This window comes from Paraburkholderia phytofirmans (assembly GCF_046028095.1).
In the GTDB taxonomy this organism is placed as follows: domain Bacteria; phylum Pseudomonadota; class Gammaproteobacteria; order Burkholderiales; family Burkholderiaceae; genus Paraburkholderia; species Paraburkholderia phytofirmans_A.
The window spans coordinates 1-24896 of the sequence record NZ_JAQQDJ010000013.1 but is presented as its reverse complement, the minus strand read 5'-3'; the positions used below and the strand labels follow the sequence as shown (position 1 = coordinate 24896).

The window sequence follows — 24896 nt, the reverse complement described above, 5'->3', positions numbered from 1 at the left end:
CATACTGTGACTAACCGACGACAGGCAATCAAGGGCGCCCTCGCAGGCACGATTCTCAGCGCGGCGGCGGCCGTCAATGGGCAAACGAAACCGGACGCGTCATCTGTAGATACGGGGTTGTCGAAAGACACGCCGTCGGGATCAGGCAACGCTCAATCAATCGCATTCAAGGCGGCGGCGCCGACGAGTATCGTCCGGACAGTAGCCGAAGAGTTGAACGATGCCGATATCAATCCCAAGCGATTTGGTGCAAAGGGTGATGGCCGCACGGACGACAGCGTCGCGATCCAGTCTGCGATCGACCTGCTCGAATCGCGTGGCGGCGGCGTGGTTCGCTTTCCTGCTGGGCGCTATCGCTGCAATGTCATCCTGAAGAACGGCGTGTCGCTGGTATCGAGTAGCACGATGTTCGGTTATCTTCCGGGCCATATTTCCGGCGTAACTTTGGTACAGGCCGACCGTGGCTTCGTAGTCGATACCCCGTCGACGCTCGTGCGCGGAATCGGCATCAGTGGGATCAATTTCGAAGGACGCGGCGCGAATTCTGAGGGTGGCGGGGTACGCTTTCAACTGGTCAAATGGGCCGCTATACGACGTTGCACCGCCAACAATTTCGCCGACCAGGGCTTTCAGCACCTCGCAGGGTTTGGTGTCGTTTTTGAAGATATTCTGACGACAAACGTTTTGCTCAATCGTCAGCGCGACCGGCTTTCCGGATGCATCGAAACGTTCGGCACCGACGATTTCCTCAACCGAATCGAAGCCAACCCTTCTCTGATCGCGGGCCGCGGACTGGTGACGCCGGACCTTCTTCTGTGCGGGATTGTCGTGGGCGGGGCAAATAACTTCCTGTCGAACTGCATTGGCGAAGACGCCGAACGCGGCATCTACATCGCACCGTTGCGAGGATCGCAGCACCGCATTTCGCAGTGCCGGGCCGACTCCAATATCGGCCACGGGTTCTATGTCGATGGCAGCGCCATATGGAGCACGTGCTTCGGCTACAACAATAGTTCCGCCGAGGTCGGCACCTACAGCGGCTTTTACATGTCGTCGAAGTCGCGCTCCAACGTACTGACCTCATGCCGCTCCGAGGGTCGAAAAGAGCGTCTTCAGAAGTATGGTTTCGAGGATTACGTCAGTGAATCCGACCCGGATGCGCGCAATCAATACTTCGCATGCGCCGGAAGCTTCAATCAGGCTGGATTGTTCCTGGTCCAGAACCATGAAGGGTCGAGCGTGTCAGGTGCACCGCTCACCACCAAGCCTCCGGCTGGGACGCGGATCGTCAACGTCACCGGCTCAGGTCTCGTGGTGCTTGATAACTACATCACGCCCACGGAAATCTCGTATTTCTCCGGCGCCGCCGATGGTCAAACGATTCGCGTACTGGGGAATCCAAATGTGACGATCGTTCACGGATCGGGCATCGTGACGCGCTCATCTAAAGACGTTGTTCTGAAAGCGGACACGATCTACGCATTCACCAGATACGTCGACAAGTGGTACATGAATTGAGTGAAAACAATAGAGTCCGCGCAATGCCGGGTAAGCGGATGAATTGAATGAAATTGTGCTTTGCAGGTGGTGTCTCGTCTTGAACCCGCCGCACACGGTGCTATTTCAGAATCGACAGCAGATCGGCGACGCTTATATCGGGCAATTGCTTGGCAAGCATGTCCCAGAAGATCAGATCGTGCATTGCACTCGCATCTTCGGCCGTAGTCCACTCACGCGCGCCGACTATGGAATCGGCCGTCTCGGAAGCGGCGTTAATGATTGTCTGAATTTCTTCTATACGCATGTATGCGTTATCGGCTACGTTCAGGACTTATTTAGCCCTGCGCGCTGAGAATATGGCAAACCGCCGAAAAAATTCTGCGTGGTTCCGGTTCAGGCGGGCGAACTGGCAGTGGCAGCTCCATGATAGCGGGGGTTTCTACCGGAAATTACCCAGGAAAGCCCTACCTTGAGAAAGATCGAATCGAGTGACATCTCGTAGGGTTGAGCGGACCAATGAGCGGCGTTTTTCTGATTCTTTTCATAACACGCTCTCGCATAAACCATTTCCATGAAGACGCTATCCGCTCCGTCTCTTTTCTCGTGGCATTTTGTCGCAAGAAGCATAAATCCGCTCAATTCAGATTTCGGATACATTCGACGGCGGATTTTCTCCGTTAAAACGGAAATTTTTTCGGCCAGGTCGTGAACGGCCAATGTGTTGGCTAAATCAGACATGTAATAATTACGCTAGAATTGTTGTATAGCATGCAAAGATAAGAAAAAAGCTGAGAGTCTAGGGAAGGGCTTTGAAGGCCAAAACATTCCGGGGAAAAGCAAATGGAGCTGGTACATACTCTGCCGCGCTGCTCGCGGCAAAGTGCCGTGAGAACTCAGACGCGTGAGATGACTCGCGTTGACATAGCGTTGTTCAACGGGTTTGCGCTGCCAAAAGTCGCAGCAATTATCGAGATCTTCCAGAAAGCGAACGCATTCGGCGTATCACAGCAATTGCATCGCCAGCGTTACGACGTTTCACTGCTGTCGGCTGCAGGTGGCCGTATCGCAAGCTCGTCTTCGGTATTCGTCTGGACTGAGAGCGTCGACTCGCATCAGGTTACGAATGACAGACATCTGCTGTTTATCGCAGGCGGCGCGGGCGTACCCCATGCCTGCCGCGATGAACGCCTTAGCAATTGGCTGCGCCGCAGACATCCATTCAGCGAGATCGTTCATCCGATCGCCGAGGGCAGGCTGCTACTGGAAGCAGCAAAGCTTCCCAGCCGCTACTGTCCCCTCTTGTATGGCAACAATGAAACGAGCGATTACTATCAAACACGAGCGTTGAGCGAAGCTCCGACCGGGGTTGCCACAGCACTGCGTATCGTCGAAGAGGATATGGGATTGGAAGTGGCGCGTCATGTCGCTGAATCGGTTGCGCCTCAGCAGGATATACCTTGGGACACGTCCATTTCCCGCAGCGGAGCGCCCAAAGTCAGTGAAAAGATTATGGCGTCGGCGCGCTGGTTGGAGGCAAACGTCGACCGGCCTGTTTCTATCGACGCGGCCGCGAAGGTGGCCGCGATGAGCGAGCGCAACTTCCTGCGCCGCTTCAAGGGCGAGATCGGGATGACACCCTCCGACTATCTGCTTCGCGCTCGTCTTAACATGAGTTGCCGGATGCTCGTCGAGTCGCGCTTGCCTGTCGATAAGATTGCACGGCGTTGCGGCATTGGCAGTGGCGGTCAGTTGGCCAAGTTGTTCAGGAAGTATCTTGCGACGACACCCACCGATTACCGCATGGGCAGGGAGACGGCTCCGGCGGAGCAATCCTGATCGAGCGTCTCGGCTAAGCCGCTCCGATAAGAACGCCGCAATTCCGTTTGCCGCCCGTTCTTCCCGAACCTTCCGCGAAAAGATTATTTTTGACGGATTTCGCCAATGATATCCGTACGTAGCATCGTCACACGCTGATTGGGTCGCAACAGAGCCTTTCCGCTGTCATCGATGCTGGCGACGCGCGCGCCTGCGCCCCCGCGCCGCGGCGCTGCCGCGAGGCCTGCATGTATTCGCTTTAGCCAATAGTGGTGCCTCTTCCGCCATCTCGCATCAATAGCCGGTTTTCGCCCCTATGGTTGCGATCGACCACCCTGAATCGATCGACCAGGCAATATGCAAACACTGTCTGGTCAGCTTCGCTTTGGGTCCGTCTCTTTAGAAAGCAGGCTACTCTCTAACGTCTGTATCGCGAACACCCCGGACAACTCATGCTCAAAGTTACCAAGGCCATATTTCCGGTGGCGGGTCTCGGCACCCGGTTCCTTCCCGCCACGAAGGCGAGCCCAAAAGAGATGCTGCCGATTGTCGACAAGCCGCTGATCCAGTACGCGGTCGAAGAGGCAATGGCAGCCGGCATCACCGAAATGATCTTTGTGACAGGCCGTAGCAAGCGCGCAATCGAGGACCACTTCGATAAGTCATACGAGGTCGAGGCCGAACTCGAGGCACGCGGCAAGGACAAGCTGCTGGAGCTCGTGCGCAGCATCAAGCCGAGCCATGTGGACTGTTTCTACGTGCGTCAGCCGGAAGCGCTGGGCTTGGGCCATGCGGTGATGTGCGCCGAAAAGCTGGTGGGCGACAACCCGTTCGCCGTCATTCTCGCGGACGACTTGCTGTACGGCACGCCGCCCGTCATGACGCAGATGATCGAGGTGTTCGACCACTATCACAGCTCGGTGATCGGCGTCGAAGAGATTCCCGCTCAGGAGACCAGGTCGTACGGAATTGTCGACGGTAAGAACTGGGAAGAGTCGATCGTCAAGATGTCGGGCATTGTCGAGAAGCCGGAGCCGAGCGTGGCGCCGTCGAATCTCGGCGTGGTGGGCCGCTATGTGCTCAAGCCGCGCATCTTCGAACATCTGCGTGCGTTGAAGCCGGGCGCAGGCGGCGAATTGCAGTTGACGGACGCGATTCAGTCGCTGCTCGCCGACGAACAGGTGCTGGCGTACAAGTATCACGGCACGCGTTTCGACTGCGGCAGCAAGCTGGGTTATCTGAAGGCGACCGTCGAGTTTGCGCTACGTCACCCGGAAGTGGCCGCCGATTTTGAAGAGTACCTGCTTGCGCGCTCGCCAATGCCCGCGTGTTGACAGACCGACCTGTCGCGGATACGGCCAACACGAGCGCAAGTTTTGCGACAAAACGAATGGGCATTGCCGACGGCCGGTGAATCTTGACGATATCGGCCAAGACTATGGTTCATTCAGCCGCGCCTTCGTGCCGCCAGCGTGGCGTCGGTAATATCAAAACCTGTCGGCTCGTCCCTCGACGTCGAAGAACGATTGCCCCAAGGCAGTCGACCATTCGACCGCAAAGTTCGAACGGACGATTTTCAATCTAAGGCGGTTTAACGTAGCGGGTGCACAGGAAGTCATGGGCGAGTTTATTCCAGAGTATCTGGTTCGCGAACAGGCAGCCGTGGGCGCGCTCGTATTGTTCGCCATTCTGCGCATTGTTTCCGCTGCTGTCGCCGCCGAGAAGGGCTGGCGCATATCCGTCGTGCAATCTTATTGCATTGCGATTGCAGTACTTTACTGCCTACCCCAGTTATTTGATCTGTTCGTGCATTCGTATGGAATGCGGGCCGCGGCTGCGGCCGCGGAACTCGAAGGTAAGGCGGCGGGCTCGGCTATTGCACTCTTTTTCGTGCCCATTGTGAGTCACAAGCTCGGCTACGAATAGTCACCCCTCACGTTTCAAGCCCTCGTGGGTTTTAGATGAGTCGCGATCAATCTGATTGTCGATCCCGACCGTGCATTCTTCGCCGTGCGCTCTGAAATAGAAGCCGATGAACGCGATCAGACTTCGGCCTTTCCGAACCGGCTACGTCGCCGCAGTCATGCCTGATATTTTCACGCCCACTGCCTCATCAGCCGACGCAACATCGGCCGCAACATGCGACAGCTTCATCATGCGCGGCTGAAGCAGCAGCGCGACGAGCCCGCTCCAGCCGGTCTGGTGCGAAGCGCCGACGCCGCGTCCGTTGTCACCGTGAAAGTACTCGTGAAACAGGATGAGATCCTGCGAACGCGGGTCGGCTTGCAGCATCGGATAAGCCGCCATCACGGGCCGCACTCCTTGTGCATTCTTGAGAAAGAGTGTGGTGACCCGCCGCGCAAGGTCGTCGGCAATCTCGCTCAGCGAAAAACTGTTTCCCGACCCGGTCGGATAGTCGACGCGAAACTCCTCGCCGTAGTAGCGATGGAACTCATACAGCGATTCGATCAGCAGGTAGTTGACGGGTATCCAGACCGGCCCGCGCCAGTTCGAATTGCCGCCGAAAACACGCGAGTCCGATTCGGCCGGCTGGTATTGAATGCAGACTTTCACGCCGTCATGGTCGAAGACATAAGGTGTATCGCGATGCACGAGCGACAGCGCCCGCACGCCATGCTCGGAGAGAAACTCGTTTTCATCGAGCGCGCGGCGCAGCAGCGTTTTCATCCGGTGTCCGCGCAACAGCGACAGCAGCGTGGTATTGCCCTTGCCCGGCTCGGTCCAGCGCGACACCAGCTTGGCCAGATTCGGCCGATGATCGAGAAACCAGGCCAGCCGTTCGCGCAATCCCGGCAGATGGCCATACACGCGATCTTCGAGCACGTGAACGGCGAACAGCGGAATCAGCCCGACGATCGAACGAATGCGCATCGGCACACGGGCACCGTTCGGAAGGTGGAGTACGTCGTAGAAGAATTCGTCTTGTCCGTCCCATAACCCCGTTTTGCACCCTTCGCTGCAACTGACCGCTTCCGCGATATACAGAAAGTGCTCGAAGAACTTCACTGCAATTTCAACATACGCGCTGTTCGTCATTGCCAGTTCGAGGCCGATCTGCATCAGGTCGAGCGCGTACGAGGCCATCCATGCCGTGCCATCGGCCTGATCGATGCGGCCTCCGGTGGGCAGCGGTGAAGACCGGTCGAAGATGCCCACGTTGTCGAGCCCAAGAAAGCCGCCCTGAAAGATGTTGCGATCGTCGGCGTCCTTGCGGTTGACCCACCACGAGAAATTGAGCAGGAGCTTGTGAAACATGACTTCAAGAAACTCGTGATCGCCAACGCCCGTCACCTCGCGGTCGAGTTCATACACACGCCATGTAGCCCACGCATGAACCGGCGGATTGGCATCGCCGAACGCCCACTCGTAGGCGGGCAATTGCCCGTTCGGATGCATATAGCGTTCCTTCACGAGCAGCAGCAATTGCTTCTTCGCAAAGTCGGGATCGATCATGGCGAACGCGACCGCATGAAATGCAAGATCCCACGACGCGTACCACGGGTACTCCCACTTATCCGGCATCGACACGATGTCGCCATTGCACATGTGCCGCCAGTCCGCGTTGCGGCCATTCCTGCGAGCTCTCGGTGGCGTCGGTTGGCCGGGGTCGCCGTCGTGCCAGCGCGTCACGTCGAACTGGTAGTACTGCTTCGACCACAGCATGCCGGCGAGCGCCTGACGCTGCACGAGCCGCGCATCGGCGTCGTCAATGTCGTGCTGAAGCGCCGCGTAGAATTCGTCGGCTTCCGCTTGCCGGCGCGTGAAGAGCGCTTGCATGTCGAGAGGCGCGGCATCCGCAGCCGCTTCGGGACGCCAGCGCAGATACAGCACCGAGCGCTCATGAGGCGCGAACAGCATGCTCACATGCGCGGCGGCACGCGTGCCCTTGTCGCGCCGGATGGCCTCTTCGTCGCCGTCAACGAGGTAGTCATTGAAGCCGTCCTTGAACGGCCCGGCTCCATCGACGCCGAAAATACGGCGCACATTCGTTTCGTTTTCGCAGAAGAGCCACTCGATCGGCTGTTGCGCCGACGCCGTGACGATCATCGTGGCGTGCGCGGGATGGCGCGCGATGACGCGCGCGCCATCCTCTGTATTCGACTCCAGCGTAAGCGACGGCTTACCGGGCTTGCCCGACCAGGCCCATCTGTTGCGCGCCCAGAATTGCGGCAACAGATGAAGCGTCGCGCGCTGATCCGCGCGGTTTTCGACGGTCACCCGCATCACGATATCGTCGGGCGTGTGCTTCGCGTACTCGACGCAAACGTCGAAGTAGCGGTTATCGTCGAACACGCCCGTATCGAGGATTTCATATTCGGGCTGTTCCGCGCCGCGCCGCAGATTTTCGTCGATGAGGTCCTGGTACGGGTACGCGTCGTGAGGATACTTGTACAGCATCTTCATGTACGAATGCGTCGGCGTGCCGTCAAGATAGAAGTAAAGCTCCTTCACGTCCTCGCCGTGATTGCCTTGCTCGTTCGCCAAACCGAAGAGCCGTTCCTTGATGATCGGATCGTGCCCGTTCCAGAGCGCAAGCGATACGCACCAGTCGAGCGGGTCGTTGCCGAATCCGGCAATGCCGTCCTCGCCCCAGCGGTACATGCGGCTGCGCGCATGATCGTGCGGAAAGTAGTCCCATGCGGTGCCGTATTCGCTGTAGTCTTCGCGAACAGTGCCCCATTGCCGCTCGCTCAGATAAGGCCCCCAGCGGCGCCAGCGGTCTAGCTCAGGACCATGGAGCCGGGCACCTTCCGTCGACTGAAGCAGATTGATTGCGCGTAGCGGTGTCATGGAACCTCCCGACCCGACATTGACCATCCAACACGTTCAGTAGATTAACCGTCTGTCCTTTTTTATCAGGAGTACCGTGTGCACGGCACGCAACCCTGCTTTAACAACGCTCCCAGTAAAGGCGGCCAGACGCTTCTCTAATGATAAGCGCCATCGCACCGCAACGAGTGAACCCTTGAGCCGCCTCCTGTTGCATACTTGAACGAAATATACCGCCGGGAACATCGTGATGATTACGGATCTTGCTCACTCATGGCTGAGTTTCAGCGCACCCGTGGCCGCTGCGCAAGCCGCCGGCCGCCCGCTCGTGGCGCTGGAGTCGACCATCATCGCTCACGGCATGCCCTATCCGGAGAACGTTCGCACTGCGCGCGAAGTGGAGGCCGTGATCCGCGGCCTGGGCGCCGAGCCCGCGACTATCGCATTGATCGACGGGCGAATCCGCATCGGCCTTTCGAACGACGAACTGGAACTGCTCGGGCGCTCGGACCAGGTCCACAAGGTCAGCCGCCGCGACCTGCCAGCCGTGCTGGCCGGCGGCGGGCTCGGCGCCACGACAGTGGCCGGCACGATGATATGCGCAGCCCTGGCCGGCATCGAGGTCTTCGTGACCGGAGGTATTGGCGGCGTGCACCGGGGTGCGCCGGAAACCTTCGACATTTCGGCCGACCTGCAGGAACTGGCGAAGACTTCCGTGGCGGTGGTCTGTGCGGGTGCGAAGTCCATTCTGGACATCGGACTCACGCTGGAATACCTGGAAACGCACGGCGTGCCGGTGCTCAGTTGCGAGCAGGACAATTTCGCCGCGTTTTACACGCGCGACAGCGGTTTTCGCGCGGACTTCAGGCTGGACGATGCGGCGCAGCAGGCACGCTTCATCCGGACCAAGTGGGACTTGGGTCTCGTGGGCGGGGTGGTATTGAGCACGCCGGTGCCGGAAGCGGCAGCGATGAAGTCCGAGGAGATCGACGCGCTGACCCAGCAGGCGCTCGCCGAGGCCACGGTGAAAGGTATCACCGGTAAGGCCGTGACGCCCTTCCTGCTGGCTCGCATCAAGGCATTGACGAGTGGACGCAGCCTGGCGACGAACATTGCGCTCATCAAACACAATGCCGAGGTCGGGGCGAGATTGGCGCTGGCGTTGGCGCATGCAGGGCGCGGGGCCGGCGCCGCGTAGCCGCGTGGACGTCGGCTTCTCTGCGCCGATAGGAGCCTGTGTTCTCACCGCGCGAAGGCCTTCACCCGTGATAGCGGGCACGGCCACCTGTTCACATTGTCGATGACCTCGTCCTTTGTTTAAGTCCGTAAGGCACTATAGTGAAGACTTCCTTCACTCCGCGGCAAGAGGCCTTCCATGATCGCATGCAACCGTCGCACCTGGGCCAACGGGCTCCTGGTCGCTGCATTGCTCTATTTACCAACCGCCCACGCGCAACTCGGCAACCTTCTCAATCAGAATGGAAACGGCGCGGCCGCTGGTGGATTCGGCAGCCTGGGCGGTTTAGGCAGTGGGTTGTCGTTGCAATCGCTAACGTCCGGCAGCACGGGCAACGTCGCGGGCGTGCTTGAATTTTGTATCAAGAACAACTATCTCGGCGGCGGCGCGTCGTCGGTCAAAGATGGGCTCATGAGCAAACTGCCGGGCGGTTCATCGTCGAGCGACAGCGGATACACCGACGGCGCCAAAGGCATCCTGAACAGCGGCGACGGTAAGCAGGTGGACCTGAGTGGCGGCGGTCTGAAGGAGCAGATCACGAAACAGGTCTGCGACAAGATTCTGGCCCAAGGGAAATCTTTGCTTTGAGCAAGTGATGGCGCACGCCACCTGAAGAAGGTGGCGACCGACTCGGTTCGCGTAGCAAGCGGCAAACGACAACGAGTTCGCGTGTGACACCGCGCTCGAACTTCAGGCTGGCAGCTTACCTTTCCTGCGTAACACGCCGACTACCTCCTCGATACTCGCGTTCTTCAGCAGGCGGCCGCCGGCCGCCGTCCGTTCGGCGTTGATGGCATCGATGCTTCGCTGCATCGCGGAAGCCTTGGCCGTGATATAGACGGCCATGCCATAACCGAAGCGCTCAATCAGATCGTTACGCAGAAAGGTTTTCATAGTTCAGGGCAACAGCGAAACCAGCAGTTTATACGCAATTGAGAATCATTCGCAATTATACAGAAACAGAATCGATCGACGAAGCTAGCGTGACGCCAGCTCGTTCCATGAGTTCGGGACTTGAATTGCCGGTCAAAGTGTCAACGGTGTCGCACCACATGACGCAGTTGCGACTCGCCGGCGTGGTGTCGACGCGCCTGGGCGGCACGGCGCGGCCGAGCCCCGGCTGCGCGAGGCCGATCTCGAGCAGCGGTTTCCTGGTTTGCTCGACGCGATACTGAACGCGGCACCCGGTGCGGGACTGCCGGCCGATCGCGGGCGAACAGGCTCTAGCGATTTAATGCGTCGATGCAAACTTGCGCCGCAGTTGGCCGGCCGATAGCCACAACGCGGAGACAAGAAAATAGATCGCGCCGACACCTGCGTAGCCGGCCACTTTAACAATCGCCGGAGGCACTGATGCATGGACCTGCGCGATAAAAAACGCGCCCGCCAGCGCCGATTGGCCGCCGCTCAAAATCATTGCCCATTGCGCACCGAAGCGCTTCCAGCGGCGGACGGCGGTGCCGAGCTGAAGCAATCCGGAGAGAACGGCCCAGACTCCGAATACATCGAGGACCAGGCTTGGGTTGACGCTCAAAACCACGATCACCGCAATCGCTATCGCCGCGCTAGCGAAGACATTGAATGCCTGAGTAAGGTTTTCGCGCATCCCGCCGCTACGCGACATGTCGACGTAATTGGCCAGCGCATCCCATACGGGATAGACGATGAGCAGTGCTGCTCCGATCGCCGTGACATGCTGCCCGATGGCGAACGCGAGCGCGACCCACACGACAGAAAATGTGGCACGGATAAAATAATAGTGTTTGAGCCACCGCTCACCCTGAAGGCGGGTGACATCCGAAAGATGATCAGCCATTGGAACTCCTTCAAAACAAGAATCCTGTGTTGATAGAGATCATGGCATTCGGCCTGTCTTTAAGGCATCGGTCAAACGACCGATAGGCGCGCGGCGACCTCGACGTGCTCCATCGGCTCCGAATCGTCGCAAGGCTCGGCGACCGTGTTCCCCAGCGGGATTTCATCCGGATGCTTCGGTCATTCCTATTTGTCTGCAACGCCCCAGCGCAGGGATGGAAAACGCGCTCGATTCGAGGTCGGGCAAATATATACTCGGTAAACTGTCGCCAAGGATCACTTGCCGCCCTTCTCACAAGGAAAGCTTCATGCTGAAAATCCATCACCTCGGTCACTCACAATCGGAACGGATCGTTTGGCTTTGTGAAGAACTCGAGATTCCCTATGAACTCGAAAAATACACGCGCGATCCGGTCACACAGTTGTCGCCGCCGGAGCTCAAGGCGCTGCATCCACTCGGCGCGGCACCGCTTATCGAGGACAACGGAATCTTGCTTGCCGAGTCGGCAGCGATTGTCGAATTCATCCTTGCTCGATATGGTCACGGGCGTCTGCAGCATGGGCCCGAGCATCCCGATTTCGCTTCCTATCTCTACTGGTTTCATTTCGCCAATGGCAATCTTCAGCCGGTAATGGGCCGATCGATGTTCATTGGGCGCTGCGGCCTGGCACCGGACCATCCGATTCTAACGTCAGTGCAGGGACGCCTCGACAAGGTGCTCGCTCTGATCGAAGCGCGGCTTGCACAGAATGACTATCTCGCTGGAAACGCGTTCACCGCGGCAGACATCATGAGCGTCTTTTCGCTGACTACGATGCGCCTGTTTCATCCCGTCGATCTCAAGCCTTATCCGAACATACTGGCGTATCTTCAGCGGATCGGCGGACGGGCCGGGTATCAGCGGGCGATGGCTAAAGGCGATCCCGACCTGACGCCGATGCTGACATGACTTCGCGGCCGCGGCCGCCGCCGTCGCCGCTACAGTGCCGCAACAACGCTAAACCAGACGTGCATTTGTGGCGGACTCGCACCGCGCACCGCACCGGGCGAACATCACCCTTTGACACCGCTGACAGCGACTAGCGCGGGCGCCTGCGCGGCGCTAGCGAGTTCTTCGCTCGACCAGCCGCCGCCAAGCGCCTTGACGAGTTGCACATTCGCGCTCAGTAACCGCGTCTGAATATCGAGGACGCCGCGCTGCGCATCGAGCGCTGCGGTCTGAGCCTGGACTACCTCGAGATAGCCAACCGCTCCCTGGCGATATCGGTTCAGCGCCAGATCGACCGAGTTTTGCGCTGAATCGACGGCGTCACGCTGCTGTTCGAGCGCGGTGCTGAGATCCTGCAGCAGCGAAAGATTGTCCTCGATCTGCTGGAACGCCGACAACACGACGCCACGATAGCGCGCGCCTGCTTCATCGGTTGCCGCCTTCGCGGAATCGAGTTGCGCACGGCGCAGGCCGCCGTCAAAGACGTATTGAACCAGTTGCGGACCGATCGCCCAGAAAATGTTCGGCGCGCTGACCAGCCCGGCATACACCGAACTCTGGACGCCGCCTTGCAAGCTCAGCGTGATCGACGGGAAATAGGCCGCGCGCGCCACGCCGATTTTCGCGTTCGCTTCGGCCACGCGACGCTCCGCCGCGGCGATGTCGGGACGCCGTTGCAACAGCGTGGACGGCAAATCGACGGGAATAACCGGCAACGCAATCGGCGCGGTTTTCTGCGGCAGGCTGAATTCTGATGCGGACGCGCCGGTCAATTCGGCGATCGCATGCTCGATCAACGCGCGCTGCGCGAGGTTCTGCGATAACTGCGATTTCGCCGAAGACAACTGCGTCTTCGCGCGCGATACATCGAGACCCGACACGATCCCGCCGCCATGCAGCGTCTGCGTCAGTTCGAGCGCGCGCGCGTAGGCCGCGACGGTGTCGGTCAATAGCTGGGTCTGCTGATCGAGCCCGCGCAGACGCATGAAACTATCGGCGAGTTGAACCTGCAGGCTGAGTTGCACGGAGGCCAGGTCGGCCTGGGTGGCCTGCGCTTCGTCCTTACCGGCCACCACGGAATCGCGTACCCGTCCCCACAGATCGAGGTCGTAATCGATCTCGCCGCTGAGCGTGGCCGAGTTGTAATCGTCAGGACCACCAGCGCGCAACGGCCGCGTATCCGACTGACGGTCGCGCTGCGGGACCGCGCTTGCAGTGACTTTCGGGTACAGGCCGGCCGACACCTGGTCGACGAAAGCCTTGGCCTGCCGGTAATGCGCGTAGGCCGCTGCGAGATCCGTGTTGTTCGCAAGCAGCCGCTGTTCGAGGTCGTCGAGTTGCGGGTCGTTATAAATCTTCCACCAGCCGGTGCGGCTCAGTTGATCCGCAGGCTGCGCGCTCACCCACGGTCCGAGCGTGCGGTATTGCGCCGCGACCGGCGTCGGCGGCACGTGGTAGTCCGGCGCAAGCGAGCACGCCGCGAGCGCGCCAACGCCGGCAAGAAGCATCGGAATCCTGAGCACCGCCAGCTTAGCCATTGGCGCCCCCCTTGCTGGCGGCGCCGGGGCTTTGAGCCGCTGTGGCGACCTGCACGCGATCACCTTCGGCGAGACCGTCGGGTGGCGTATCGATCACGCGGTCCGTTGCGGCGAGTCCCGAGCCGATCTCGACCGAGTCGCCGAAATCGCGGTTGATCGTCACCGTCTTGAACGCGACCAGGCCATTCGCGCCGAGCGTCGCGACCCGCAAGCCGTGAGCGTCGAAGACGAGCGCGCTGGCCGGAACCCGCACGGCATTCTGCTGAACGGGCAGTTTGAATTGCAGACTCGCAAAGCCGCCTGGCAGCAGCTTGCCATCCGCGTTATCGACCAATAGCTGCACCAGCGTCGTTCCCGACGCCACGTTGACCGAATCCGCCGCGGCGACCACACGGGCGGTGAAATGCTGCCCCCGATATTCCGGCACGGTCAATGTCGCGGTCGTGCCGCTGCGCACATCCGGTGCGTAAGCCTGCGGCACTTGCACGTACACGCGAAGACGCTTCACATCGGAGACCACGAAGAGTTCCTGACCGACGCCTCCGCTGCCCGCATTGATGAGCGCGCCCACGTCGGTGTCGCGGGCAGTCACGACGCCATCGAAGGGCGCGACGATGCGCTCGAAACCCTTGGTGGCGACGAGCCGGTCGACGTTGGCCTGCGCGGCCGCCACGGCCGCTTTCTTGGCGGTGTAGTCGCCCGTACGTTCGTCGACTTCCTGCTGCGCGACCGAGTCGGTGCCGAGCAATGCCTGCCAGCGCTTCGCGGTGGTTCCCGCCAGCGCCGCATTGGCCTGCGCGCTCGCGAGGTCCGCACGAGCCTGCAGCAACTGCTGATCGAGTTCGGGCGACTCGATCACCGCGAGCAATTGCCCGGCCTTCACCGGTGTGCCGATCTCCGCACTCCACGACTTCAGGTAGCCGCTCACGCGCGCGAAAATCGGCGCGCGTGAATACGCTTCGAGGTGCGAAGGCAGATCGAGCGTCGGTCCGTTCGCGGCGCTCACAGGATGAATCACGTTGACCGTCGGGACCGTTTGCGCGCTGGTCCACGACTTCAGGTTGCGGGCATCGACGACGCGCAATGTCACGCCGGCGGCGACCACAATGACTGCGATGACGATGCCGGTCACGCCGATGGCGACGAGCCGGCGCCGCGGCGCCGGCGGGTTGACGACAACAGGTTCAGACGACATGAGCGGGACCTCCCGTAGCGGGTGTCGGGGCAATGGCGCGGCCAGGGCGCGAGTGGATGATGCAGAAAATCACCGGGACCAGAAGCAGCGACGCGGTGGTGGCAAAAATCAGGCCGCCGATCACGGCGCGGCCAAGCGGTGCGTTCTGTTCGCCGCCCTCGCCCAGCGCGAGCGCCATCGGCGCCATGCCGATGATCATCGACAGAGCGGTCATCAGCACTGGACGGAAACGGGTAAAGCCGGCTTCGAGCGCGGCCTTCATCGGATCGCCGTGCTCGGCGAGCCGCTCGCGGCAGAAACTGACCACCAGAATGGAATTGGCGGTCGCCACGCCCATGCACATGATCGCCCCGGTCAATGCAGGAACCGAGAGCGTGGTATGCGTGGCGAACAGCATCCAGACGATGCCGGCAAGCGCCGCGGGCAACGCCATCACGATCACGAACGGATCGGCCCAGGACTGGAAGTTGACGACCACGACCAGATAGATCAGCACGACCGCGCCGAGCAGGCCGAACAGCATACCGGCGAACGCGCTGTTCATGGTCTGGACCTGACCGAGCAACGCAACCGTGGAGCCTTTCGGCAGCGTGCCCGCGTTGTTCTGCACCACGCGTTGAATGTCGGCCGCAACCGCGCCGAGGTCGCGGTCCTGAGTGGTCGCGAAAATCTCGACCATTGGCTGGATGTTGTACTGACTGACGACCGCGTTCGTGTTGCTGCGCTCGACAGTCGCAAGGCCGCCGAGGATCTGCCCGCTGTTCTGCAAACTGGACGTGATAGGCAGGTTCTGCAGCGATGCGAGTGAATCGAGACTGTATTGCGGCGTCTGCATCACGATCGGATACGACACGCCATTCGCGTTGTTCAGCCAGAACGTCGGCGCGACCTGGCTCGAACCGGCGAGGTTCACCACCAGACTGTTCGTCACGTCTCGCTCGTTGATGCCGAGCAATTGCGCGCGGGTTCGATCCACGTCGACGTTGAAGGTCGGCGAATTCTGCGCCTGCTGGATGCGCGCGTCGACCACGCCTGGGATCTGGCGTATCTCGCGCAACAGGCGGTTCGCGTACACGAAGTTGCCGGGCAGATTGTTGCCGCGCACCTGCAGGTCGACGGGCGCGGGCGAGCCGAAGTTCAGGATCTGGCTGATGATGTCCGCAGGCGGAAACGAAAAGGTGATGCCGGGGAAGAGCCGCGGCAGCTTCTCGCGCATTTGCCGCACGTAGTCCGCGGTGGGGTGGTGATCTTCGTTCAGCGCGATCTGGATGTCGCCATCCTGCGAGCCGATGGTGCCCGTGTTGTTGTACGCGAGATTGATACCGCTGACGGGCAAGCCGATGTTGTCCACCATCGTGCCGAGTTCGTCGGGCGGGATGATCTGACGGATCGAATTTTCCACGTCGGAGAAAATCTGCGCGGTTTTCTCGACGCGCACGCCCACCGGTGCGCGAACGTGAAGCAGAATCTGACCCGCGTCCACCGAAGGAAAGAAGTTGCGCCCGAGCAAAGGCACCAGCGCGAACGACACCAACACGAAAGCAAGGAAACAGATCACGAAAGGCGCGCGATGATTCAGCGCCACTTCGAGAATGCCGTGATAGCCGGCGCGGACTTTTTCGAAGCGCCGCTCGAAGCCCTGCTGGAAGCGTCCGAGTGGTCCGGGGCGTTTCTTTTCATGCTCTGCCTCGTCCAGATTGTGAGGATGCAGCAGGTACTTGGCCATCGTCGGCACGAGCGTGCGGGACAGGATGAACGACGAGATCATCGCGAAGATCACGGCCTCGGCCATCGGCACGAACAGAAAACGCGCCACGCCTTCGAGGAAAAACATCGGCACGAACACGATACAGATACACAGCAGCGCGACGAACGCCGGCGTGACGATCTGCGCGCCGCCGTCGAGAATGGCTTCTTCGACCTGTTTGCCCTGCTCCAGATGCCAGTTGATGTTCTCGATCGTGACGGTCGCATCGTCGACGAGAATCCCCACCGCGAGCGCGAGACCGCCGAGCGTCATGATGTTGAGCGTCTCGCCGAGCGCCGACAACGCCGCGATCGATCCGAGAATGGCGAGCGGAATCGAGGTTGCGATGATGACTGTCGAGCGCCAGCTGCCGAGGAACAGCAGGATCATCAGGCTCGTCAGCGCGGCCGCGATCACGCCTTCGCGCGCCACGCCGCTGATCGCCGCGCGCACGAACAGCGACTGATCGCCGATCGGCGCGATCTGCAGCGCGTCGGGCAACGACGGTTTCGCGTCGATGACGTGCTGCTTGATGCCCGAGATAATGCCGAGCGTCGACACCGAACCGTTCTTCAGCACCGACATCAGCACCGAACGTTTGCCGTCCACATGCACGATATTCGTTTGCGGCGGACTGCCGTCGCGCACATTGGCGACGTCGTGGATGTACACGGTAGTGCCGTTGACCGCCTTGATCGGCAGATCGCCAAGCGCTTTGAGCGCGGACGGTGCGTTGTTCAGTTGCAGCGTGTATTCGTGATCGCCGATCTTCTCCGTGCCGATCGGCGTGAGCAGATTCTGACTGGCGAGCGCGTTCGCGACGTCCTGCGCCGACAGCCCGCGCGCCTGCATCGCGGCCGGATTGACGTCGATCTGCACCTGACGCGATTTGCCGCCGAACGGATAGGGAATCGATGCACCCGCTACGGTAACGAGCGCCGGACGCAACTGGTTCAACCCGAGGTCGCCGAGGTTCTGCTCGGACAGTCCTTTACCCGATAACGCGAGCTGGATGATCGGCACCGTCGACGCGTTGTAGTTCAGGATCAGCGGCGGCGTGGTGCCTGGCGGTAATTGGCGCAATTGCGTCTGCGCCACCGCCGTAACCTGCGCGTTCGCGTTGCTGATGTTCACGCCCGGCTGAAAGAAGATCTTGATGATCCCAAAACCGTTCACCGACTCAGCCTCGATGTGCTGAATGTCGTTAACGGTAGTGGTCAGCGAGCGCTCGAATGGCGACGTGATGCGTCCCACCATCTGGTCAGGCGGCAGACCGGTGTATTGCCAGACCACGCTGATCACGGGGATGCGAATGTCGGGAAAAATGTCGGTCGGCGTTTTGAGCGCGGATAGCGGTCCAATGATCAGGATAAGGATCGCGAGGACGACGAACGTGTAGGGCCGCCGAAGGGCAATACGTACTAGCGCAAGCATGGGAACTCCACGACTTGGAGTTGAGCTGATAGGTTGCCTGCGTCGCCGGCTACGTGTTGCTGAATGACACGCCACATGATCTTTGTTCCAAAGACTGCTGCAATGAAAGCGCAATTCACCTGCAAGCGAGCCGCGCTACGCGGCGGCTTCACATATGACGAAATCACGATCAGAAGATTTTCGCCGGTCGGCGCAAATTCCAGATTGCTTACGTCGGTGCCAGACAGGCGCAATGAAATCCGATACCGCTTCGGACTCAACGACAACCGCACGCCTGGCAAAGCGGGAATGTACACAACCGGAAATAAACTTGCAGCGCCCCGCGCGGCTTCGTTTGTCTGCCGATGCTCTCGCTAGCGCGATCCGGCTGGGTCCGCAAACCAGCCGGACGCGCTTCTACTCGCATCTGGCGTTGTTCTTCGATTAACTACCGTCACCGATGCGCGTCCGAACCCCCCGTAACAAGCTTGCCGGATCGAATCTTTTTTTAATTACCATAATTTACGTTCCCGCCGCAGACAACCTATTACTGGCGTTTTGCGCAATGGACAAAGCCGATTACCTTCAATGGCAGTAAGTCCGCGCGCATTTCGGGCGAACGTTACTTCTGCTCAGCAAGCTTGTCTTGTGTATTGAAATCGAAATCGCTCGCGGCGTGCCGCTCATGGAGTTGATCCGCAAGCTCGCCAAAGAGCCGGTTGACCTTGCGGCCTCGTTGTACGGCGGGGCGCTCGCCAATCGAATTCGCCCAGCGCTGGACGTGTTTATAGTCTTGCACCGACAGGAATTCGCCGGCCTCGTAGAGCCGGCCTTCCACAAGGCCGCCGTACCAGGGCCAGATAGCCATATCGGCGATGGTGTATTCGCTGCCTGCGACGTACTGGTTGGCGGCGAGTTGCTTGTCGAGTACGTCGAGCTGACGTTTCACTTCCATGGCGAAGCGGTCGATCGCGTATTGGATTTTGGTCGGCGCATACGCGTAGAAATGGCCGAAGCCTCCACCCAGGTAAGGCGCGCTTCCCATTTGCCAGAACAGCCACGACAGGCACTCGGCGCGAGCGTCGGTCGCGGCAGGTAGAAACGCTCCGAATTTCTCCGCGAGATAAAGAAGAATCGCGCCGGACTCGAACACTCTGATTGGCTTCGTGCCGCTGCGATCCACTAGCGCGGGAATCTTCGAGTTCGGGTTCGCCGCTACGAAGCCACTGCCGAACTGTTCGCCATCGCCGATCCTGACCGGCCAGGCATCGTACTCCGCACCACCGTGACCGAGAGCGAGCAGCTCTTCGAGCATAACGGTGACCTTCACGCCATTGGGCGTGGCAAGCGAATACAGCTGCAGCGGATGAATGCCGATCGGCAGATCCTTGTCGTGCGTAGACCCCGCAATCGGGCGATTGATGTTGGCGAATCGGCCGCCATTATCTTTGTTCCAGGTCCAGACTTTCGGCGGTGTGTAATCGGCTGAATCACTCATGCTGCAAACTCCTTGCGTCCGTATATGACGGGATTAGGTTTTTGCAGCGAGATTAACAAATTGCGGCAAAGTCCGCTGGCAAGCAAACCTCGGCGAACAGGGCGATTGAAAGCACCAATCAGAGCAAGCAGCTCAAACCGACCGCGGCTGGCAACGAGGTCTATGCGCTCGCCCGCACCGTACTGCGCGCGGTGGACGATCTGTTGTCGGTGGCGTCGCCTGAAAGCGAGCCTGCCGGCGCGCTGAGAATCGGCATGCCGCCGTTTCTTGCCGACGTCGCGCTGGAAACCGTCGATCTGTTGCGCCGCTCACTCACCGAGGTGCTGGCCGAAAGCGGCATGGCGATGTATGGAGGGACTGCCGCAATCTGACCACGGCAGCTCAGTCCGGACGCATCAAATCAAACGCGCCCAGCACCAATACGCCACTCAATGCGATCAGCGCGACCGAGTGTTGCCCCAGATAAAGAATCGCGGCGGCGAGCCAGCTTGCGAGGGAAAAAACAGCAATGCGTTTCATGGAGAGAGATCCTCAATGGCGTAAAAACGCACGAAAACAAACACTCGATTAATTAGCTATGCAACTATTAGCACAAAAAATCATTCGAGTGCCGAACGAACGCGCCGGATTTTCGACACGGCATCTTTGAATTCCGTATGGCCCAACAGCGTTTTCAATTTTGCCGTGACCTTGCCGCTCGCATCATTTAATTCGCGCTTGATCTCGACCGCCTTGCTGGTTGGGAAGATGGCGATCTCCCGGCCGTCGCCTCCAGCGCGACTGCGTACAACGTAGTCTTTGGCTTCGAGAAAGTCCAGCGCACGCGTTGCGGTGGGCCGCGCGATGGACAAATGATCGGCCAGCTCGCGCTGCAACAGCCCTGGACTGTCGATGATCGCCCTCAGCATGAAAGCTTGAGATGGCGAGAGATCGAACGGCTCAAAGGCTTCCGCCCACTCGCGCTCGAGCCGACGCGCAAGTGCTGACGTATTGAAGTAGAGGCATTGATCGAACATGGGAGATAGCTTAGACCAGAGTAGTTAGCTATGCAACCTGTTTTGGTGCTGTTTCGCTCTTTCGCCAGCGCGCGCGAACTCGGGGCGAAAATGACGACTGAAAATGGCCTCGACAAAACCATCAAGCTGATCGAGGCCGAAGTGACAACGCGAAACTAGCGTGTGCTTTACTCACGCGATCCTTGGAAGCAAGAGCTTTACCGCGGCCGCGGCCGAGCTGTCAGTGACCATCACGGCGGTGAGCCATCAGATTCGACAACTCGAGGCACGCATCGGCCACAAACTCTTTGAAAGAACGGGCCGTGCGGTCACGCTCACGCCAGTGGGCAAGACGATCTACCCGCTCGTAAGAGACGACTTCGACCAGATCGCTGAGGCGTTCGAGGCCGTCAGCGGTCACGTCGACGAAGACTCGATCCAGATCTCGGCTACCCGTGCATTTGCACAGCGCTGGCTGATGCCGAGGCTGTCGCGGTTCAATGCGATCCACCCGGACATCACGGTGCATAATCACGGCTCGGAGAAAACCGTCGATCTGGGCGCCGAAGATATCGATCTCGTTATCCGGTATGGTCTCGTCGAAACAGATCAACGGGATTCGGTGATTCTGGAGGACCGCTATATCGCGGTTGCCGAGCGCGGTATTTGTCCTGAAGATCGCGTCCCAACGATCGAAGACTTCCGTCAACGCCCATTGCTCGCCTACAACTGGGCAAACCCCGCACTCAATGCGCCGGACTGGTCCGCGTGGCTCGCGCTTGTGGAACACGATCAAACGGTCGACTTCCGCATTTCCTGGTACAGCGAGGAAATGCTCGCGCTCTACGCCGCGGAGTGTGGCCTCGGGCCGTTGATGTGCAGCAACGTGCTGATAGACGAAGAACTTCGCACTGGGCGCCTGCGGCGGATCGAGGGCCCTTGTCTGCCGGGATTCTTGTATCGTCTCGTGGAGATGTCCTCGCCACGCCGTAAAAAAAGTCTCGGCCTCTTCACGAAGTGGCTGCGTGAAGAGGCCCAGTCGTTTCGCGACAAGTCCGCGGTGACGGGCAAGGCGCCTAAAGGAATTTCACTTTGATTCATGACGTCGTGATTGCCGGCGGTGGACCCGTCGGCCTATTTCTCGCCTGTGAGCTGCGCCTCGCAGAGCTCTCGGTGTTAGTGCTGGAGCAATCGGAAGATCCGGGCTCTCCATTCAAGCGGCTTCCGTTTGGATTGCGCGGCCTGTCGGCGCCCACTATCGAAGCCTTCTACCGTCGCGGTTTGCTGGACGAGATCGCAGCGCCGCCACGCGCGAAAGATGACTCGGGTAGCGGCGCGTCGAATGTCCCACATTGGATGCAGCAGTCACGCCGCCCGGGCGGCCATTTTGCCGGCATCCAGTTCTATCTCGACAACGTCGACACCTCGAAGTGGCAGTATCGCCTTCCCACTCCGGCGGCCACCAGCATGGCCGTCGAGATGGAGCACCTCGAATCCGTATTGGCCGCTCGCGCCATCGCGTTGGGAGTCGAGATAAGACGGGGCGTCGGCGTCGAAGGCTTCGACCAGTCGGAAGAAGACGTGACCGTTCGCGCCGGTAGCGAAACGTTTCGCGGACGATGGCTCGTCGGTTGTGACGGCGGGCGCAGCACAGTGCGCAAGGCCGGCGGCTTTGAGTTCGTCGGCACCGATCCCGAGTTCACCGGCTATTCCGTTCAAGTCGACATGGCCGATCCGGATAAGCTCGACCCGGGGCGCCACTACACGCCGACGGGCATGTACACCTATCAGAAGCCCGGCACCATCGCGATGGTCGATTTCGACGCAGGCGCTTTCCATCGAACCCAACCGATCACGCTCGATCATGTGCAGTCGGTGTTGCGCCATATCTCCAACACCGATGTCACCGTGACGGCCCTCCGGCTTGCCACCACCTGGACCGATCGCGCCTATCATGCAACAGCCTACCGCAAAGGGCGGGTGCTGCTCGCGGGCGATGCCGCGCACATTCATTCGCCTTTAGGCGGCCAAGGCCTCAACCTGGGTCTGGGCGACGCGATGAATCTGGCATGGAAGCTTGCTGCAACTACCCGCGGCGACGCGCCGATCGGTCTGCTCGACAGCTATGCGAGCGAACGGCATCCGGTCGGAGCGCAGGTCCTCGACTGGTCGCGCGCCCAGGTCGCGCTCATGCGGCCGAGCCGAAGTTCGCGCGCGCTCGAAGCCATCATCCGCGATCTCATCGACACGCGCGACGGCGCTACCTACTTCGCCGAGCGCGTCTGGGGCACGGCTCTGCGCTACGATTTCGGCAGCAACCACCCGCTGGTGGGCCGCAGCGCTCCCGATTTCGAACTGATCGACGGGACCAAACTCGGCGAGCTTCTCACGAAGGGAAAAGGCTTATTTCTTGACTTTGACGCTCGTGCATCGTTTCGAGCACTGGCGAGTCGCTGGAGTGGTCAGATCACGTATGTCGGCAGTGACGTCAAGGATCGGCTCGGCTTGAGCGCGGTGCTGGTGCGCCCTGATGGTTTCGTCGCCTGGGCCGGCGAGGCTTCTCCTGATCATGAGGAGGCTGCTCACGCCGCGTCGCGATGGTTCGGCGAACCGTCGCCGGAACGCTAGCGCATTTCGGCGCGAAGTTCCCGCACCCCGCGGCCGAGCCTCCGGCGCAGCAAAGTCCGCAAGGTCGCCGAGTCGGCGTAGCCAACCTCGCTCGCAATTCTCTCGAGGTCGTAGCCAATCGAGACGAGGTTCTGCGCGCGTTCGATTCGCAAGTCCTGGAAGAAGGCCAGCGGCGACTTACCGAGCACGGCCTCGGTACGGCGCTGCAAAGTGCGCGGTCCGACTGACAACGCAGCAGCCGCCGCCTGAAGCGAAAACCCCGACGAAAGATTGTCGCGAGCCCATCGCTCGAATCGCGCGACCAGCGGATCGGCGTGAGCGAGGTGATCGGGAATGATGTATTCGGACTGGGACGAACGCTTGTCGATGAGCATGAAGCGGGCAACCAGCGTCGCAAGTTCGGGGCTTGCCTGACGCAGCAACCAGAGCGCGAGGTCGAGATGGCCCATCGCGGAGCCCGCCGTCACCACGCGTTGCGAGGCGACGACCATGCGTGAATCATCCAGATTGACAGCCGGATAGCGTTGGCGGAAGAACGGTGCGAGCGACCAGGTCGTTGTCGCCTCACGATTATCCAGTAGCCCGGCTTCGGCCAGCAGGAAAGTCCCGATACAGGCAGCCGCGACGCCGACGCCGTCGGCATGCCAGGCACGAAGGTACGCCATCGTCTCGCGTACGTCTGGTCGGGCCAGTGCCTCGATCAGGCGCTCCGGCTGTCTGACATTCAGCGCAGGCACCACCACCCAATCCGGACGGCGAACGGTGCTTGCCGGTTCGACCGCCGTCGACAAGCCATGCGCGGTGCGGATGCGTTCGCGCACACCGACGACCCTGACATCGAAAGGAGCCGTGGCGAGGCCTTGGGCCACGGCCAGTTCGTTGGCCGTCGCAAAGGTATCCAACAGAACCGTGAGCCCCGTGTCGAACAGGCCGTCCAGCGCGAAGATGACCAGTCTCATGTCGCAAATAACCCCATTAATGTCATTTGCGACTATAGTCTCGCGCCTGTCGGGCGTCTAGACTGCACAGCAATACGGCCAGGTTAAAGCGCTGGCTGACCATTCAATCAAGCCGCTGGCACACAGTCGCGCTTGCAAAGGAGAAAGCATGAGCGGTTCGATAGAAGCTGATCTCGACCGTCCGATCTGGGCGGCCCTCACAACGAAGCAGGCGCACCTCGGATATGGCGACGCGCTTGCCCGTCGATACCACTCCGATGTGGCGCCCTTCGCCGCTCTGGCATTCGAAACGCCCGCGGCATACCAGGCGCTTCTTCAGCTTTTGCTGCCTCACGAGCAGGCCGCCGTCCTGCGCTCCGATGAAACGGTCGGTCCGATAGACGGGCTTCAGATCACGCACGCGGGCGTGATCCATCAAATGATCGCCCGGCACGGCAAAGCAGAGAGCGCGGACGACCGCGACGCAATCCGGCTGGGGGACGCCGACGCGAAAGACATGCTCGACCTCGCCCAGAAGACCAAGCCTGGGCCTTTCGGCAAGCGAACGGGGGAAATGGGCAACTACATTGGAATTCGCGAACAGGGGCGTCTTATCGCGATGGCGGGCGAACGGATGCGCGTCGACGGATACGTTGAGATCAGCGCCGTTTGCGTAGATGAAGACTATCGGGGACGTGGCCTTGCCGGCCGGCTCATCAAAGTCTTGCGAAGAGAAATTGAGCAACGGGGAGACACGCCGTTTCTCCACGTGTTCAGCAACAACACCTCCGCAATTG

The 24896-nt window shown here is 60.2% G+C and carries 22 protein-coding genes and 1 pseudogene; 11 read left to right on the top strand and 12 right to left on the bottom strand.

The window, feature by feature from the left end; all coding sequences use genetic code 11:
- Positions 1 to 6 precede the first annotated feature (6 nt).
- Entirely contained in the window at positions 7 to 1518 is a 1512-nt protein-coding gene (locus PQR54_RS30010) for a glycosyl hydrolase family 28-related protein (RefSeq protein ID WP_408252098.1), read from the top strand.
- Positions 1519 to 1618: 100 nt separating this feature from the next.
- On the opposite strand, the gene PQR54_RS30005 is transcribed toward PQR54_RS30010, so the two are convergent.
- Positions 1619 to 1804, bottom strand: coding sequence for a hypothetical protein (locus tag PQR54_RS30005; protein WP_408252096.1), 186 nt, complete (start codon positions 1802 to 1804; stop codon positions 1619 to 1621).
- 89 nt (positions 1805 to 1893) lie between these two features.
- Complete coding sequence (locus PQR54_RS30000; RefSeq protein WP_408252094.1) at positions 1894 to 2238, bottom strand: hypothetical protein; 345 nt, start codon at positions 2236 to 2238, stop codon at positions 1894 to 1896.
- Between the two features lie 102 nt (positions 2239 to 2340).
- On the opposite strand from PQR54_RS30000, the gene PQR54_RS29995 reads away from it, so the two are divergent.
- The 3 genes from PQR54_RS29995 (at position 2341) to PQR54_RS29985 (ending at position 5241) form a co-directional block, all read left to right on the top strand.
- Positions 2341 to 3336 carry a helix-turn-helix domain-containing protein gene (locus PQR54_RS29995; RefSeq protein WP_408252092.1) on the top strand — a complete coding sequence of 332 codons (996 nt, stop codon included), beginning with the start codon at positions 2341 to 2343 and terminating at the stop codon, positions 3334 to 3336.
- 431 nt (positions 3337 to 3767) lie between these two features.
- The gene (gene galU / locus PQR54_RS29990; protein WP_408252090.1) at positions 3768 to 4649 is read left to right on the top strand and encodes a UTP--glucose-1-phosphate uridylyltransferase GalU; all 882 of its coding nucleotides are present in this window, start codon (positions 3768 to 3770) and stop codon (positions 4647 to 4649) included.
- 283 nt (positions 4650 to 4932) lie between these two features.
- Positions 4933 to 5241 carry a hypothetical protein gene (locus tag PQR54_RS29985; RefSeq protein WP_408252088.1) on the top strand — a complete coding sequence of 103 codons (309 nt, stop codon included), beginning with the start codon at positions 4933 to 4935 and terminating at the stop codon, positions 5239 to 5241.
- Positions 5242 to 5382: 141 nt separating this feature from the next.
- Here the strand turns inward: PQR54_RS29985 and PQR54_RS29980 are convergent, their stop codons facing one another.
- Complete coding sequence (locus tag PQR54_RS29980; protein WP_408252086.1) at positions 5383 to 8127, bottom strand: MGH1-like glycoside hydrolase domain-containing protein; 2745 nt, start codon at positions 8125 to 8127, stop codon at positions 5383 to 5385.
- 229 nt (positions 8128 to 8356) lie between these two features.
- Here PQR54_RS29980 and PQR54_RS29975 point away from each other — a divergent pair, with 229 nt between their 5' ends.
- Both PQR54_RS29975 and PQR54_RS29970 read left to right on the top strand, forming a co-directional pair.
- Positions 8357 to 9304: a pseudouridine-5'-phosphate glycosidase gene (locus PQR54_RS29975; RefSeq protein ID WP_408252084.1), complete on the top strand. Its 948-nt coding sequence runs from the start codon at positions 8357 to 8359 to the stop codon at positions 9302 to 9304.
- A gap of 177 nt (positions 9305 to 9481) precedes the next feature.
- Positions 9482 to 9931: a YjjA family protein gene (locus PQR54_RS29970; RefSeq protein ID WP_408252082.1), complete on the top strand. Its 450-nt coding sequence runs from the start codon at positions 9482 to 9484 to the stop codon at positions 9929 to 9931.
- A gap of 102 nt (positions 9932 to 10033) precedes the next feature.
- Here PQR54_RS29970 and PQR54_RS29965 read toward each other — a convergent pair whose 3' ends face one another.
- Together PQR54_RS29965 and PQR54_RS29960 are read right to left on the bottom strand one after the other, a co-directional pair.
- A complete protein-coding gene (locus PQR54_RS29965; RefSeq protein ID WP_012428116.1) occupies positions 10034 to 10237 on the bottom strand; it encodes a hypothetical protein in 204 nt (67 codons plus the stop codon).
- A gap of 337 nt (positions 10238 to 10574) precedes the next feature.
- Complete coding sequence (locus tag PQR54_RS29960) at positions 10575 to 11159, bottom strand: DUF308 domain-containing protein (protein ID WP_408252080.1); 585 nt, start codon at positions 11157 to 11159, stop codon at positions 10575 to 10577.
- A gap of 307 nt (positions 11160 to 11466) precedes the next feature.
- Here PQR54_RS29960 and PQR54_RS29955 point away from each other — a divergent pair, with 307 nt between their 5' ends.
- Positions 11467 to 12108 (top strand): glutathione S-transferase family protein, encoded by a 642-nt coding sequence (locus tag PQR54_RS29955; RefSeq protein WP_408252078.1) that lies wholly within the window; start codon positions 11467 to 11469, stop codon positions 12106 to 12108.
- Positions 12109 to 12212: 104 nt separating this feature from the next.
- Here PQR54_RS29955 and PQR54_RS29950 read toward each other — a convergent pair whose 3' ends face one another.
- From PQR54_RS29950 to yghU, 4 genes are all read right to left on the bottom strand, one after another.
- Entirely contained in the window at positions 12213 to 13685 is a 1473-nt protein-coding gene (locus tag PQR54_RS29950; protein ID WP_408252077.1) for an efflux transporter outer membrane subunit, read from the bottom strand.
- Complete coding sequence (locus PQR54_RS29945; RefSeq protein ID WP_408252076.1) at positions 13678 to 14880, bottom strand: efflux RND transporter periplasmic adaptor subunit; 1203 nt, start codon at positions 14878 to 14880, stop codon at positions 13678 to 13680. The genes PQR54_RS29950 and PQR54_RS29945 overlap by 8 nt, the downstream gene beginning before the upstream one ends.
- Positions 14870 to 18061: an efflux RND transporter permease subunit gene (locus PQR54_RS29940; RefSeq protein ID WP_408252075.1), complete on the bottom strand. Its 3192-nt coding sequence runs from the start codon at positions 18059 to 18061 to the stop codon at positions 14870 to 14872. Before PQR54_RS29940 ends, PQR54_RS29945 begins: the two co-directional genes overlap by 11 nt.
- Before the next feature lie 601 nt (positions 18062 to 18662).
- On the bottom strand, positions 18663 to 19538 hold the full coding sequence (gene yghU / locus PQR54_RS29935) for a glutathione-dependent disulfide-bond oxidoreductase (protein WP_408252073.1): 876 nt from the start codon (positions 19536 to 19538) through the stop codon (positions 18663 to 18665).
- A 119-nt stretch (positions 19539 to 19657) separates the two neighbouring features.
- Between yghU and PQR54_RS29930 the strand changes: the two are divergent.
- A pseudogene (locus PQR54_RS29930) lies at positions 19658 to 19843 on the top strand (LysR family transcriptional regulator); the annotation flags it as partial.
- A 76-nt stretch (positions 19844 to 19919) separates the two neighbouring features.
- On the opposite strand, the gene PQR54_RS29925 reads toward PQR54_RS29930, so the two are convergent.
- Entirely contained in the window at positions 19920 to 20057 is a 138-nt protein-coding gene (locus PQR54_RS29925) for a hypothetical protein (protein ID WP_408252071.1), read from the bottom strand.
- 80 nt (positions 20058 to 20137) lie between these two features.
- A complete protein-coding gene (locus tag PQR54_RS29920; protein ID WP_408252069.1) occupies positions 20138 to 20554 on the bottom strand; it encodes a MarR family winged helix-turn-helix transcriptional regulator in 417 nt (138 codons plus the stop codon).
- Between the two features lie 160 nt (positions 20555 to 20714).
- On the opposite strand from PQR54_RS29920, the gene PQR54_RS29915 reads away from it, so the two are divergent.
- Together PQR54_RS29915 and PQR54_RS29910 are read left to right on the top strand one after the other, a co-directional pair.
- Positions 20715 to 21629 carry a LysR substrate-binding domain-containing protein gene (locus tag PQR54_RS29915; protein WP_408252067.1) on the top strand — a complete coding sequence of 305 codons (915 nt, stop codon included), beginning with the start codon at positions 20715 to 20717 and terminating at the stop codon, positions 21627 to 21629.
- Complete coding sequence (locus tag PQR54_RS29910; protein ID WP_408252065.1) at positions 21626 to 23161, top strand: FAD-dependent monooxygenase; 1536 nt, start codon at positions 21626 to 21628, stop codon at positions 23159 to 23161. Before PQR54_RS29915 ends, PQR54_RS29910 begins: the two co-directional genes overlap by 4 nt.
- Here the strand turns inward: PQR54_RS29910 and PQR54_RS29905 are convergent.
- Positions 23158 to 24120: a GlxA family transcriptional regulator gene (locus tag PQR54_RS29905; protein WP_408252063.1), complete on the bottom strand. Its 963-nt coding sequence runs from the start codon at positions 24118 to 24120 to the stop codon at positions 23158 to 23160. The genes PQR54_RS29910 and PQR54_RS29905 overlap by 4 nt on opposite strands.
- Positions 24121 to 24268: 148 nt before the next feature.
- Between PQR54_RS29905 and PQR54_RS29900 the strand changes: the two genes are divergently transcribed.
- Positions 24269 to 24896: GNAT family N-acetyltransferase (locus PQR54_RS29900; protein ID WP_408252061.1), on the top strand; the 628-nt coding region annotated here is incomplete at its 3' end.

Excerpts from the sequence above, each read along its gene's own strand:
- PQR54_RS29955 (WP_408252078.1), top strand. The coding sequence starts at position 11,467 with ATGCTGAAAATCCATCACCTCGGTCACTCACAATCGGAACGGATCGTT.
- PQR54_RS29905 (WP_408252063.1), bottom strand. The coding sequence starts at position 24,120 with ATGAGACTGGTCATCTTCGCGCTGGACGGCCTGTTCGACACGGGGCTC.
- PQR54_RS29965 (WP_012428116.1), bottom strand. The coding sequence starts at position 10,237 with ATGAAAACCTTTCTGCGTAACGATCTGATTGAGCGCTTCGGTTATGGC.
- PQR54_RS29945 (WP_408252076.1), bottom strand. The coding sequence starts at position 14,880 with ATGTCGTCTGAACCTGTTGTCGTCAACCCGCCGGCGCCGCGGCGCCGG.
- PQR54_RS30000 (WP_408252094.1), bottom strand. The coding sequence starts at position 2,238 with ATGTCTGATTTAGCCAACACATTGGCCGTTCACGACCTGGCCGAAAAA.
- galU (WP_408252090.1), top strand. The coding sequence starts at position 3,768 with ATGCTCAAAGTTACCAAGGCCATATTTCCGGTGGCGGGTCTCGGCACC.
- PQR54_RS29980 (WP_408252086.1), bottom strand. The coding sequence starts at position 8,127 with ATGACACCGCTACGCGCAATCAATCTGCTTCAGTCGACGGAAGGTGCC.
- PQR54_RS29950 (WP_408252077.1), bottom strand. The coding sequence starts at position 13,685 with ATGGCTAAGCTGGCGGTGCTCAGGATTCCGATGCTTCTTGCCGGCGTT.
- PQR54_RS29985 (WP_408252088.1), top strand. The coding sequence starts at position 4,933 with ATGGGCGAGTTTATTCCAGAGTATCTGGTTCGCGAACAGGCAGCCGTG.
- PQR54_RS29995 (WP_408252092.1), top strand. The coding sequence starts at position 2,341 with ATGGAGCTGGTACATACTCTGCCGCGCTGCTCGCGGCAAAGTGCCGTG.
- PQR54_RS29940 (WP_408252075.1), bottom strand. The coding sequence starts at position 18,061 with ATGCTTGCGCTAGTACGTATTGCCCTTCGGCGGCCCTACACGTTCGTC.
- PQR54_RS29920 (WP_408252069.1), bottom strand. The coding sequence starts at position 20,554 with ATGTTCGATCAATGCCTCTACTTCAATACGTCAGCACTTGCGCGTCGG.
- yghU (WP_408252073.1), bottom strand. The coding sequence starts at position 19,538 with ATGAGTGATTCAGCCGATTACACACCGCCGAAAGTCTGGACCTGGAAC.
- PQR54_RS29960 (WP_408252080.1), bottom strand. The coding sequence starts at position 11,159 with ATGGCTGATCATCTTTCGGATGTCACCCGCCTTCAGGGTGAGCGGTGG.
- PQR54_RS29975 (WP_408252084.1), top strand. The coding sequence starts at position 8,357 with ATGATTACGGATCTTGCTCACTCATGGCTGAGTTTCAGCGCACCCGTG.
- PQR54_RS30005 (WP_408252096.1), bottom strand. The coding sequence starts at position 1,804 with ATGCGTATAGAAGAAATTCAGACAATCATTAACGCCGCTTCCGAGACG.
- PQR54_RS29970 (WP_408252082.1), top strand. The coding sequence starts at position 9,482 with ATGATCGCATGCAACCGTCGCACCTGGGCCAACGGGCTCCTGGTCGCT.
- PQR54_RS29925 (WP_408252071.1), bottom strand. The coding sequence starts at position 20,057 with ATGAAACGCATTGCTGTTTTTTCCCTCGCAAGCTGGCTCGCCGCCGCG.